The 12,251-nt window shown below is 61.9% G+C and carries 13 protein-coding genes; 8 read left to right on the forward strand and 5 right to left on the reverse strand.

Annotated elements, in window-relative coordinates; all coding sequences use genetic code 11:
• Nucleotides 1-3: 3 nt before the first annotated feature.
• Nucleotides 4-354 carry a response regulator gene (locus AC1ME3_RS16645; protein ID WP_480954067.1) on the forward strand — a complete coding sequence of 117 codons (351 nt, stop codon included), beginning with the start codon at nucleotides 4-6 and terminating at the stop codon, nucleotides 352-354.
• 81 nt (nucleotides 355-435) lie between these two features.
• Here AC1ME3_RS16645 and AC1ME3_RS16650 read toward each other — a convergent pair whose 3' ends face one another.
• On the reverse strand, nucleotides 436-561 hold the full coding sequence (locus AC1ME3_RS16650) for a helix-hairpin-helix domain-containing protein (protein ID WP_480954068.1): 126 nt from the start codon (nucleotides 559-561) through the stop codon (nucleotides 436-438).
• A 202-nt stretch (nucleotides 562-763) separates the two neighbouring features.
• Between AC1ME3_RS16650 and AC1ME3_RS16655 the strand changes: the two genes are divergently transcribed.
• Both AC1ME3_RS16655 and AC1ME3_RS16660 read left to right on the forward strand, forming a co-directional pair.
• The gene (locus AC1ME3_RS16655; protein WP_480954069.1) at nucleotides 764-2,224 is read left to right on the forward strand and encodes an aminotransferase class I/II-fold pyridoxal phosphate-dependent enzyme; all 1,461 of its coding nucleotides are present in this window, start codon (nucleotides 764-766) and stop codon (nucleotides 2,222-2,224) included.
• 58 nt (nucleotides 2,225-2,282) lie between these two features.
• On the forward strand, nucleotides 2,283-2,777 hold the full coding sequence (locus tag AC1ME3_RS16660; RefSeq protein WP_480954070.1) for a nucleoside deaminase: 495 nt from the start codon (nucleotides 2,283-2,285) through the stop codon (nucleotides 2,775-2,777).
• Nucleotides 2,778-3,115: 338 nt separating this feature from the next.
• Here the strand turns inward: AC1ME3_RS16660 and AC1ME3_RS16665 are convergent, their stop codons facing one another.
• From AC1ME3_RS16665 to AC1ME3_RS16675, 3 genes are read right to left on the reverse strand one after another with little or no spacing between them, the layout of a single operon-like run.
• Nucleotides 3,116-3,979, reverse strand: coding sequence for a hypothetical protein (locus tag AC1ME3_RS16665; protein ID WP_480954071.1), 864 nt, complete (start codon nucleotides 3,977-3,979; stop codon nucleotides 3,116-3,118).
• Between the two features lie 11 nt (nucleotides 3,980-3,990).
• Nucleotides 3,991-4,827 carry a PQQ-dependent sugar dehydrogenase gene (locus tag AC1ME3_RS16670; RefSeq protein ID WP_480954072.1) on the reverse strand — a complete coding sequence of 279 codons (837 nt, stop codon included), beginning with the start codon at nucleotides 4,825-4,827 and terminating at the stop codon, nucleotides 3,991-3,993.
• Between the two features lie 30 nt (nucleotides 4,828-4,857).
• Nucleotides 4,858-5,262, reverse strand: a complete 405-nt coding sequence (locus tag AC1ME3_RS16675) for a hypothetical protein (RefSeq protein ID WP_480954073.1) — start codon at nucleotides 5,260-5,262, stop codon at nucleotides 4,858-4,860.
• A 224-nt stretch (nucleotides 5,263-5,486) separates the two neighbouring features.
• On the opposite strand from AC1ME3_RS16675, the gene AC1ME3_RS16680 reads away from it, so the two are divergent.
• Both AC1ME3_RS16680 and AC1ME3_RS16685 read left to right on the forward strand, forming a co-directional pair.
• On the forward strand, nucleotides 5,487-6,980 hold the full coding sequence (locus AC1ME3_RS16680; RefSeq protein ID WP_480954074.1) for an FAD/NAD(P)-binding protein: 1,494 nt from the start codon (nucleotides 5,487-5,489) through the stop codon (nucleotides 6,978-6,980).
• Nucleotides 6,977-7,909 carry an AEC family transporter gene (locus AC1ME3_RS16685; protein WP_480954075.1) on the forward strand — a complete coding sequence of 311 codons (933 nt, stop codon included), beginning with the start codon at nucleotides 6,977-6,979 and terminating at the stop codon, nucleotides 7,907-7,909. The genes AC1ME3_RS16680 and AC1ME3_RS16685 overlap by 4 nt, the downstream gene beginning before the upstream one ends.
• A gap of 71 nt (nucleotides 7,910-7,980) precedes the next feature.
• On the opposite strand, the gene AC1ME3_RS16690 is transcribed toward AC1ME3_RS16685, so the two are convergent.
• Nucleotides 7,981-9,267 carry a glycoside hydrolase family 130 protein gene (locus tag AC1ME3_RS16690; protein WP_480954076.1) on the reverse strand — a complete coding sequence of 429 codons (1,287 nt, stop codon included), beginning with the start codon at nucleotides 9,265-9,267 and terminating at the stop codon, nucleotides 7,981-7,983.
• A gap of 181 nt (nucleotides 9,268-9,448) precedes the next feature.
• Between AC1ME3_RS16690 and AC1ME3_RS16695 the strand changes: the two genes are divergently transcribed.
• The 3 genes from AC1ME3_RS16695 (at nucleotide 9,449) to AC1ME3_RS16705 (ending at nucleotide 12,235) form a co-directional block, all read left to right on the forward strand.
• The gene (locus AC1ME3_RS16695; protein WP_480954077.1) at nucleotides 9,449-10,801 is read left to right on the forward strand and encodes an APC family permease; all 1,353 of its coding nucleotides are present in this window, start codon (nucleotides 9,449-9,451) and stop codon (nucleotides 10,799-10,801) included.
• A 264-nt stretch (nucleotides 10,802-11,065) separates the two neighbouring features.
• Nucleotides 11,066-11,731: an SAM-dependent methyltransferase gene (locus AC1ME3_RS16700; RefSeq protein WP_480954078.1), complete on the forward strand. Its 666-nt coding sequence runs from the start codon at nucleotides 11,066-11,068 to the stop codon at nucleotides 11,729-11,731.
• Between the two features lie 138 nt (nucleotides 11,732-11,869).
• Entirely contained in the window at nucleotides 11,870-12,235 is a 366-nt protein-coding gene (locus AC1ME3_RS16705; protein WP_480954079.1) for a DUF4440 domain-containing protein, read from the forward strand.
• Nucleotides 12,236-12,251 lie beyond the last annotated feature (16 nt).

The raw sequence follows: 12,251 nt of genomic DNA on the forward strand, positions 1-12,251 counted from the left end.
CATATGTGCCATGTGCTCGTCATCGAGGATGATTTCCTCATCGCCGATCACATCATCCAGCTGATCGAACGGGTTGGCGGCACATCCTTCGATCAGGCTGCATCGCAGGATGAGGCAATCGATGCCGCGAGGTTGCGGCCTCCCTCCATCATCATGTCCGACGTCAATCTCTCAGCCGGTACCGGGCCTGCCGCGGTGGAAGCCATCATCTCGGAGCATGGGCCGACGCCCGTCATCTTCGTGACTGGCACGCGCGAGGCATGCCACGTCAGTCGGCCATCGATGATCGTTCTCGACAAACCGATCAACGAACAGGCTCTTATCGCGGCGTTCCAAAGCCTGGCGCCCGCCTGAGTCAGCAATCGCCAAAGGTCAGTGAAGCAAACCCCATCGGCCTTACCTGTAAGACCGGGTACTTCATCAAGTTGTCTCAGGTCACTTGAACCCGCCGCGTTCCTCACGATAGCGGACGATCTCGAACCCGTGCCCCGCTAGCGCCGGGATGGCGTCCAACTCCGCCGCACTCGCCGCGTTGACGTTGATCGGCATCTCGTTCCTCATAGCTCTTCCTTTTTCGTACCCTTGGTGACGGAATGTTGGAAAGGGCTTTGCTATCGATGAGCGCCCTAGCCAGCTAGGCGGAAGGTTTGATTCATGTCCGCCTTCGGCGGATAACTGCTTGTTTGATAAAGAAGATCAACCATCGTGGAGGGGCTTTCCAGTATCCGTGCGTTTCACCCACTCGATCAGGAGAGGGTTCGGCATGGATCAGAATAGTGCGCCGTTGGCCGATGCGTTGGCGGCGATCGAGAAGAGGCCGGTCATCGGATTTGGAGCGCCGGGCCACAACCAGGGTGCAGCCATTCCTGGCGGGATGAAGGCACTGCTCGGCAAGCGCGTTTTCCAAGCCGACGTGCTGACGCCGAAGGGGCTCGACGACCGTACCGAAGGCAAGCTGGCCCTTCAACGTGCGCACGAGATCGCGGCAGAGGCCTGGAATGCCGACTTCTGCCGGTTTGTAACCGGCGGATCCACCCAGAGTCTTCACACGGTTATGGCCTCGGTCGCCGGACCAGGTGACACCATTCTGGTCGCGGCGAATGCCCACAAGGCCGAGCGTACCTACGCGCTCGCGACAGGGCTCAATGCCGCCATCGTGCCGGTCCAGATCGACGGGGAATGGGACATTGAGCATGGTGTTGAGCCGCAGGCGCTGAACGCCGCCTTGGCGGCCAATCCAACCGCCAAGGCGTTCATCGTCGTCAGCCCAACCTATTACGGCGTGACGAGCGATATCGCGGCACTCGCCACTGTCTGTCACGATCACGGTATTCCCATGATCGTCGATGCCGCTTGGGGGGGTGCGTTCGCATTTTGTGAAGGACTGCCTGACGATCCGCTGACCAAGGGAGCGGATGCTGCCGTCTACAGCGCCCATAAGACGATGGGGGCCCTCGCGCAGGGATCGGTGATCGTCGCCAAGGGCGACCTGATCGATCGCCAGCGATTGTGGATGGCCTATGAGCTTTTCGAGACCACCAGTCCGTCGGTGCCCATCCTAGCAACGCTTGACGCGACCCGGCGAGATCACGCGTTGAACGGGGAGCAGATGTGGAACGGCGTCATTGCGCTGGCGGAAAAGGTCCGCAGGAAGATTGCTGGTATCGCGCCCCTGCGCGTGTTCGGTCATGATCATCTGCTGCCAGATGCCAGTCTGGACGTCACCAAGGTGCTGATCGACGTCTCGGCGCTGGGCGTAGCAGGGTATGCGATCGACGACTGGCTCTACAAGCATCACCGGATCAGCATGGGGCTGTCCGACACCCGGCATATTCTGGCTGTTCTGTCCTTGGGCACAACTAGGTCCGATCTCCGCAAGCTCGTCCGTGGTTTGCAGGATCTCGTGAATCAGCTCGCTTCCGATCCCTCCATCCTGCCGGCAATCTCGCCTGTGCCAGGGATCGGCACCATGTCCGTCGACATGGCAATGCCCGGGCCTGCGGCACTCTACGGCTCAGCCGAGATGGTGGCCTACGAGGCGGCTGAGGGAAGGATCGCAGCGGAGATGATCGCGCCCGCACCGCCCGGCGTCCCTCGACTGGTGCCGGGCCAGCGCATCACTGCTGCACACGTCGCATGGCTTGTCGCGAACCGTGATGCCGGGGCTTTTGTGATGGATCCGGTCGATCCCACAGAAGCGACCGTCAGGGTGGTTCAGAGCTGACGCAGCAACCGGATCGACACGCCAAATCTAACAGCAACTGCAATTAGGTGGAAACGCAATGCAGACCGATACCGACGAACACTGGATGCAAATGGCGATAGACCTCGCGCGCTCCAAAGGGTCCGATCCCTCAACCTCCCCGCTTGGATGCGTCATCGTGTTAGACGGGAAGGTTATTGCCGCCGAACGCAATCAGACCAAGGAGTTGCCTGACGCAACCGCTCATGCCGAGATGATGGCGATCCGTCGGGCTTGTGAGCAAACCGGAGAACTGGAGCTGCGTGGGGCGACGTTATACTCGACACTCCAGCCCTGCGGCATGTGCACGATGGCATCGATCTGGTCGAAAGTCGGCCGCGTCGTTTACGGTGCTGGTCGCAACGATGTGCATCCGATGTATTTCGAGGCAAAGCACGTCGACACTCTCGGCTTCATCGGGGACGCCTATCGGGACGATATCGAGATCGAGGGTGGCTGCCTGCGCGACGCGTGCGCTGAACTCTATTACGGTCCCGATGCTGACTTAAACAAAGAGGAACAGGCCAACCTATAAGCACACAGCATGTCATAGGCGTCGACTGTTTGCGGCTGTGAGCGCGAGGGTAACGCAAAGCCTCCTTGAAGCCGCCCCGACGCCCCAGAAGCAGCCATTCCGCTGGCTTTGCGCCTTCGCTGCTTTCGGACATTCGTTCAGATACGCTTAACTACGTAAGTTTTTCTCGGCCGGATAATAGTCACACGGCCACTTTTCCGACAATCTATCACATTAACCAGTAGGTCAAGCGGTGTGCTGCAGTTTAACTAGGCCGGCATAGATTCAACAACTATCAGCAGGGCTCGACCTACGTTCGCCTACACCCGGTTACTGCCGACCGGCACGTGCAAACTACGTTACCACGTCAATGCAAGTGATATGGTCGCCAGCGGCACGATAGAGGCGGTCGTGCCGTCGGGAGCGTCGAGCCGTCGGAGTTGAGCGTCGCGAACTAAGGCGAGAACTTCGCCCTGCAACGTCGCCTTTGCGCTAGCGATCTTCAACGGCTGGGCAACGCTCACCCCGCCGCTGCCGTAAACCCTGTCTCCGCTATCCGCTGCATAGAAGCTGCGCCAACCGGCACCGACCGAGACTGGCAACGTGAGCGTGAGGCCATCCTTTGAGCGTGTGAGAGGGAACGCGGGGGCTATGCCGACGATCGTGTAGAAGCCCCCCTGCCCCTTCGTCCGCGTCGTGGCGGCAAAGCGGGGAGCAAGGAATCCCACTGCGTCCTTGCCGGTGTACAGGAACGTCAGGCTGGCTTCATGGGTCGTGCTCGCTACGCCGTTGGGACTTGCCTTGATGGCATAGGCTGCGGCGGCCGACAGCCCATCGACCGGTCGCCATGCCAGACCGACAATCGTGTTGCTCTCGTACCAACCGCGCGGACGGGATCTTTCGTCGGGGCGGGGCGCGTGAAAGCCGTTTGAGCTTTGCCCTACGAGGAACAGCGTCCCCTGCCCGTCCGCACCGCGCTTTAGCACTGCGGCGGCGCCGACCGAGACATGGACCGGAACCCTGCCAAGACCGGCGGCATCGTCGTCATACGCACCTCGCGCGTAATCGCCGTTGCGGACGTCAAACGAGACGATCGGATGAACGCTCCCACCGCCGACATCGACCTCAGATAACGTCGCATCCTCGGTGTCGATGAACGGCACGGTCTGCGACGACGCGGGTGACGCAGCGACCAACGCGAGCGTCGCTGCGAGAACCATCAAGGCCGGTATGGTCACGAGGTGCGTCGCACCATCCACACCGTATCCCCGGCATCGTCGACGACGAAGATCGCGCCGTCGTCGCGCGTCTGCACGCTCACCGGTCGACCATAGACTTCATTCGTCTTCTCGTCTGCGACGAACCCGGTCAGGAACGGCTGCGGCGCGGCCGTCGGCCTTCCGTTTGCAAATGGTACCGCGAGTACGTCATACCCGATGAACGTTGACCGGTTCCACGAGCCATGCCGCGCGACATAAGCAACCTGTTGCTCGGCCGGCGTTCCTTGTGCGAATGCTACGCCCAGCGCAGCGGCATGGGGACCGACCGCGACGTCGGGCATCAACGTTGTCGCCAACAGTTCGCGCCTGTCATTCGCATGACGCGGATCCTGCTTGCCGTAATAGCTGTAGGGCCATCCGTAGAAACCACCATCGCGCACACCGACGAGATAATCCGGCGCAATATCGTCGCCGAGTTGATCGCGTTCGTTGACGGCGGCCCACAGCACGTTCGATCCCGGCGCCCACGCCATACCGACCGGGTTGCGAAGCCCGGATGCATAAAGACGCTCTCGTCCGGTACGAAGATCGACCGCGAGAATTGCTGCCCTGCGTGTCTCCTCGTCCATGCCATGCTCACCGACATTGGACGCCGAGCCAACCGACACGTACAACGTTCGCCCGTCCGGACTGAGCAACAGGTTGCGCGTCCAGTGGTTATTGTAGCCACCCGCGGGCAGCGACACGAGCGGCTGCGACGTTGCGGTTACGCGCGTCTGGCCGGGCGTGAACGGGACGCTGACGACACCGTCGGTATTGGCGACATACAGGCGACCGTTTGCGTACTGCATGCCGAACGGCTGGTTGAGCCCCTCCATCAGTCAGAAACGCTGTTCGGCGACGCCGTCGCGGTTCGCGTCGCGTAGCAATGTGATACGGTTGGCGCTGAAGCCCGTCGTTTTTGACAGGGCTTGGCCCCGCTGAATGTCCGGCTCGGCGTCCAGCTTCGGCTTCGTACGAGCCTCTGCGACAAGCACGTCGCCATTGGGTAGCAACAACGCCTGGCGAGGATAGTCCAGTCCGCCCGCGAATTTGACGACCTCAAACCCTTGCGGCGCCTTCGGCTTACGTCCCTCGGGCCAGCCGATCGTCTTGGGATGGTTGACCACGGACGCAGTCGCATAAGGCTCTGCTTGCGCCTTCAGGCCCACCACTGCCGGTGTTTGCTGTGCGACGGCGCCGCTTGTCAGGCTTAAAAGGCTGACGGCTGCGAGAATCGTTTTCATAATGTCTCCCGGATCATGATCGATAGTGTAACCCCCTGACAATCAAGGATATCCGCGAGACAGACAGCCGTGCGAATTATTTAGGCTCCGAGCGATCGGCCCTTGGTGCAACGTCCCATGGCCGAGGAACTGCTCGAACCACTTAAAATGACAAAAGTTTCACGTTTACCGTGGCACGAAAAGGCTGCCGCGCGTTGTCGCCGTTCCTCAGCGAACGGGATATCATGCCGAAAACATTGACTATTATCGGCATGGGTGCCTGCGGCGTTGCCGCATTCGCCGAAGCTGTAACTCGGCTTAGCTACGATCCGGGCGAAGGTTGGATGATCCACCTGATCGAGCGTGACGATGAGCTTGCGCGGGGATTGGCATTCGGGACGGAGCAACCCGGACATCTCCTGAACACGGAATCCCGCCTCATGGGGCTCTACGACCGCGAGCCGGGCGATTTTCGAACTTGGCTGGAGGCGCGGCGCGCGGCATCCGACTCCCCGCTCGATCCCGATGGCGTCGAATACCCGCAGCGACGCGAATACCGCGTCTACATGCAAGGGGTTCTCGACCGCGCGCTCGATCAGGCGCGGACCGCCGGGATCGATGTCCACGTCCACCGCGAGGAAGCTATCGCCATTGAGGGCGATCATGCCGCAGCGACGGTTCGGCTCGCGAACGGGACGACGATCGGGACGGACGTCGTCCTGTTGACGATCGGCACGCCCGATCCGGATCGGTTCGGCGATCTAAACGGTATGTCCGGCTATTTCGACTCGCCCTATCCCGCCCACCGCATGACCGAGGGGATCGCGCGAGATCAGTCCGTCGTCATCCTCGGCAGCGGCCTGAGTGCCATCGACGCAGTGATGACCCTGCTCGACGATGGGCATCGCGGTCACATCCACCTGATATCGAAGGAGGGAATGCTGCCGCGCGTCGAAATTCCGGCGCCCGAGACAGGCTATGACCGTCAGCACCTTACACTCGGAAACGTCCATCGGCTGATCCGCGAGCGGGGCAGCGCCTTCTCGGTGGTCGACCTGTTCCGCCTCTTTCGTCTTGAAGCCGAGGCTGCTGCCGGACGCGCGATCGACTGGCAGGCGGAGGACCGCTACGACGGTGACGCCGAGGCCGCCTTGCTACACGACATTGCCGCAGCGGAAGCCGGAGACGAACCGTTCCAGCGCATCCTCACCGCCGCACGGCATGATTCGACGGCGATCTGGAACCTGTTGCGCCCCGCCGACCAGAAACGATTCGGGCAATGGCTGGCGGCGCATTTCGCCGCGGCGCGCTTCGTCACGCCGATGGCGAACGCGCGGCGATTGGCGGATGCGATGACCCGCGGACTGCTCAGCGTACGCGGGCGGATCGATGAGACCGTTGCCAACGAGAGCGGTACGGGCTTCACGGTCCGGTTCGAGAATGGCGACACGCTCGACACGCCGATCGTCGTCAACGCCACGGGCCAGGCCACCACGCTCGACGAGATGAAGGAGACGCTGATCAAGGACCTGCTTGCGAAGGACTGGCTGCAACCGCATCCGGTCGGTGGTGCCATCGCGCACCGGGCGACGTGTCGGATCATATCCGCCACGCGCGACGCACCTCGGTTGTACGCACTCGGCCAATTGCTGAACGGCGAGTTGCGCGACACCAACGCGGTCTGGTTCAACGTCGAATGCGCCGGTCGTGCGGTCGACGATATCCTGCGCCAGCAATGAGCGCGCTCGGTAATATCGCCGCGGCGCTGCTGCCGCTCTACGGCGTGATCCTGCTGGCTTGGGCCGTCGGCGCCCGCGTGCCCTGGGCAGCGAAGCTGTGTTCAAAGGTCCTCGTCTTCGGCCTCATCCCCTTGCTGGTCATCGACAAGGTGCTCGGTGCGGAACCACGACAGCTGTGGGTGATCCCGCCGCTGATGTTCGTCGTCTCCGCCCTGATGAGCATCCCCGCATACCGGTTGGCCAAGCGGCTCGGCGACGACTTCGACCCCAAACTGCTGTCGGCGTCCTTCTCGTTCTTCAACGTCGCGTTCTTCGGGGTGCCCGTCAGCCAGGCGTTGTTCGGCGAAGTCGGCGTATCGACGGTGATCTGCGCGTATATCGGCAGCGCGCTGTACGGCAACACGATCGGGTATTTCCTCATTGCCCGTACCAAGGAGGGCACGCGCACCGCCGCGACCAAGGCGTTGCGGGTGCCGCTCGTCTATGTCGTCATCGGCTCGATCATCGCGAAATGGGGCGGCGTGACGATGCCTGAAGCGGCCGCGCCGATCGTCTCGATCGCCGGCACGCTGGTGTCGGTCCTGGGCATGGCGGTGATCGGCCTCAACCTTGCCGAAACCGGCCGCGAGGACTGGCGGCCAAAGCTGACGACGCGCATCCTCGCGGTCAGGCAAGTCGCCGGGCTGATACTGCTCGGCGCAGCGCTCGCACTCGAAGCGGCATTCGTCGGCGTGCTAAGCCCGCGCGACCGCGTGATCGTCGGGCTCGTCGCCCTGTTCCCGATCGCCAGCAACGTGACCCTGTTCGCGACCCTCCTCGACACAAATCGCAAAGAGGCAGCGGTCCTTGTCGCGATGTCGAGCGCCGTATCCCTCGTCCTTGTTCTGCTGGTTGTGTGCCTCTTTCACTCGGCCATGCCGACAAGTTAGTCTCGGTTCCTTGGGCAGTCCGGCTCTCAGCCGATGGCGGCGCCGCAAAACGCTGCCATCGACACGGCGGATCAACAGGCGGTCATGACCGACAGCAGGTCATCCACGTCTCCCACGGCAAACGCCGAGAACTCGTCGCCGATCGCATAGGGGAGCAGGATGCGACGATCCTGGATCAGCGCACCGCAACTATAGGTCACGTTGGGCACATAGCCCCCGCGTTGCTCTGCGCTCGGGAACAGCAACGGCGACGCGGTGCGCGCCAGCACCTTGGACGGATCCTCCTTGTCGAGCAGGCAGGCGCCGACGCAATATCCCCGCACCATACCGACGCCGTGCGTGAAGACGAGCCAACCCTCGTCTATCTCGATCGGAGAGCCGCAATTGCCCAGCTGCACGAACTCCCACGGATATTTCGGCGCCATGATCGGCGCTCCGGTTTCCCACGTGTAGAGATCGTCCGATCGCAGCAGCCAGATATTCTCGCTGTCCTGCCGCCCCAGCATCACAAACTGATTACCGATCCGCCGCGGGAAGAGCGCCATGCCCTTGTAGCCCGTCATGGCTCCGGTAAGCGGCCTCATCTCGACACGGCGCAGGTCGACCCCGCGCAGGATCTCCTGGCGCGCGTCTTTGCCGTCGAACGCGGTGTACGTGCCGATGATGCTGCGGACGCCGTCGTGATCGGTGAAGTTGACGAGGCGAAGATCCTCGATGCCTTGGCGCTGGCTAGGCAGAACGGGGAAGATGACGGTTTCGGACGCGTCCTGGCTGTCCTCGCATAGCAGCCGGACCCAACCGTCATCCTGGCGTTCGATGCGCGGCGGCACGCCGTGGGCGCTCGGCGGATCGATCACGAGGCGGTCGCCCGGCCCCCATTCACCGGTGCGAAACGTGATCGACGAGATATGCCCCTCGCCGATCCCGCGCAACGATATGACGAAGCGGACAGCACCGGGTACGCTCGGCTCTTCGTCCGTCAGAGAGACGATGCTGGGATTGAACAACGCGGCGGACTCGAACGCGTATTCCTGACTGAAATACGCGCCAATCAGGAGGCGCTCGGCATTGGTGAAATCACCATTGCCCAAGTCTTGCTGTACCTCGTCGAAGCGCCGCAACAGCACCTGCTCGACGTTGCGATGACGCTCGCGCATCGGCGTCAGCAACAAGTCGAGCATCCTCGCCCGCATCGTGTCGTCCAGCGCCAGGATGCGGTCCACGACCACCTGGCTGCGTGGCGGGTGGTCCGCCGCGAACGCCTGCGGATAGCCAAAGCTGAACGGCCTGATCACGGTGCGCGACGGATCGGGTTTCAGTTCCACGTCGAGCGTCGCGAAAACATCGGCAGCGTTCATCGGCGTCGGGCCTTTCAGTTAGCGCGAGAGAACGCTCGCAACAGACTGTGTAACGTTACCGAACCGGCCATGATCCCACGCTGGCAGCAAAACGCCCGCTTTGCGGCTTCGCGTTGCAAGATCGCAGCGAGCGCCCAATCAAACGGTTTCCCAACGTCGCCGAGCGTTGCAGAAGGCGGCAATGAACGACACTACCTTGCCAGCAGAAGACGCCCTTGCGAAGCCCAAGCCAACGCTTGGTATTCGGCATGGTATGGCGTTGTGCGTCGGCATCGTGGTTGGAGCGGGCATCTTTCGCGCTCCCGCAATGGTTGCAGGGGCATCTTCTAGCGAAGCAATGTTTCTCGGAACCTGGGCTTTGGGTGGCCTGCTCTCCATCATCGGCGCGCTCTGCTATGCCGAGCTCGCCTCTTCCCACCCAAGTGCCGGGGGTGACTTCCACTTTCTCGAACTGGCATTCGGCCGCAGCGTGGCCTTCCTCTACGGCTGGGCGCGTCTCGCCGTGATACAGACCGGCTCGCTGGCGCTGCTGGCCTACGTCTTCGGGGACTATGTCGCGGCCGTCTGGTCGTTCGGAGCTAATACCAGCAGCATCTATGCCACGCTCCTCGTCATCGGGCTCACGTTTCTCAATTGGCTCGGCATCCGACAGGGTGCCGAGGCGCAGTTCTGGATGACCTGTGCAGAAGTCGCAGGTCTTCTCGCCGTCATCGTCGCCGGGTTGCTCGTTGCGCCAGAAGCCGCACCTGCTCCTCCTACCGAACGGGAAGGTGCCTTCGGGCTGGTGCTTGTCTTCGTGTTGCTGACCTATGGTGGGTGGAGCGAAGTAGTCTACATCTCCGCCGAGTTGAAGAATTCACGTCGACGTATCGCACCGGTGATCGTCACCGGACTGGGACTAGTCACGCTGCTCTACCTGCTCGTGAACTGTGCCTACCTGAGGGCGCTGGGGCTGGAAGGCGTGGCTGATAGTCAAACCGTGGCAGCCGACGTGATGGCACGCGCTTTTGGCCCCGCCGGCGCTACTTCGATAAGCTTAGCGATCGCGGTTGCGGCGCTCAGTTCGGCCAATGCCACCGTCATCACCGGTGCGCGCACGAGCTATGCATTGGGCCGCACATTCCCTCGTCTTGGCTGGCTCGGAGCTTGGAACGCCACCCGCGGCACGCCGGGCAACGCCATGCTTCTCCAAGGTGGCATCGCCCTCCTCCTCGTCCTAGGCGCAACGTTTAACCGCAACGCTTTTGGCGCGGTGGTCGAGTACACCGCGCCGGTCTTCTGGTTTTTTCTGTTAATGGTGGGTGGAGCGGTGTTCGTGCTCAGACGTCGCGGTCCGCCCCCACCGGGTAGTTTTCGCGTCCCCCTCTATCCAATTCTACCGGCACTATTCTGCGCGACGAGCGCCTACCTTCTTTATTCGAGCATTGCCTATACCGGAGTGAGCGCGCTGGTCGGTGTCGCTGTCCTCGCGGTCGGCGTGCTCCTTCTGTTTCTGGTGCGAGATCCATCGCGACCCCCAGTAGGGCAGGACTAACGCCACCGTCATTCGTGCGACAAGTCGTGCAAATACGGCATATTAATTCTGTGGAATACTGGCCTCAAGGAATACTTGACGGTACGATTCAGATCGATGGCTCGTCGTTTCAATCTACCCGCGCTAGCTCTCACGGTGCTCGTCAGCGGGAGCGTCGCACTCGGTGCTCGGTGCCTTTCGCCGGGCGTTGCCCGGTGTTCCTGGGAAACGTTGACCGGTCATGGACCGACGCTTGACGTACCCTATCTCGGCACCCGACCGGAGGTGATCGACAAGATGCTAGACATGGCGGCCGTTGGTCCGGGCGACCGCGTGCTCGACCTCGGGACAGGTGACGGTCGCATTCTGATTGCTGCTGCCAGGCGTGGTGCTTCAGGAACCGGGATCGACATCGACCCGGTGTTGATCGGCGAGGCAAAAGCTGCCGCAATCAGGGCCGGACTCGCTGACCGTACGCGCTTTATGGCGCAAGACCTGTTCGTAACTCCGGTGCGCGGCCACTCGGTCGTGACCATGTTCCTATTACCCCAGGTCAACTTACGTTTGCGCTCTCGCTTGCTGCGTGATCTTGCGCCTGGCTCGCGTATCGTCAGTCATGCTTTCGATATGGCGGATTGGGCGCCGGACAGCACCGGTCGGGTTGGTGGGTCGCATCTCTACCTTTGGCGAGTGCCCGCGGCGGTGGCTGGCGAGTGGGTGCTCGATGATGGCGCCCGGGTAACCCTACACCAACACTTCCAGGATATTGGTGGTGCGCTACGTCGCGCAGGGTCGACGGAGACGCTAACTCGCACCGGACTGCGTGGCAGCCTCATTCGCTTTACGGCACTAGGCCGTAACTACGAGGGAGTGGTAAACGGTAATAGCATTACGGGCGCTAACTGGCGCGCGCATCGCGCGATCAGAAAACCAGAACAAACCGCTTCCTGAGTAGGGTGCTGCTCGATCATACTCGACCCAGATCCGAAACTTCGGAAGCCAGATCGCTGAGCGATATTGCCGTAGCAGCTTCAAGTCTTCGGAACCCTCCCCCCTCCTTCCGCGCTTGAGCCATGAAGGAGAGACGTCATGGACGACCAGCGCGTGTGGGAATTCGAAGGTAGCCTATGGGATGCCAGCGACGAGCATTACCAGGACCGGATCGACGAGAAGATCGTCATGGTCTTGCCCCGGCCGCCTTATGTCTTCCAGGGGCAGGAAGCGAAGGATGCGGTCAAGGCTACGCCCGATTGGGATTCGATCGAGTTATCGGATCGACGAGTGTCACGTCCTCAGGAAGGGCTGATCGTCCTTGCCTACATCGCGCGCTGCGCGAGCGGCGACGAGAAGTACGAGGCACACTGCACCTCTACTTTGCGGATGCGGGGACACGACGATTGGCTGGTCGTCCAACATCAGCAGACACCACCCTTGACCGCCAGCCTCGAAGCCTGACCGTTGGGTTGCCGTT

This window comes from Sphingomonas sp. BL2 (assembly GCF_056680015.1).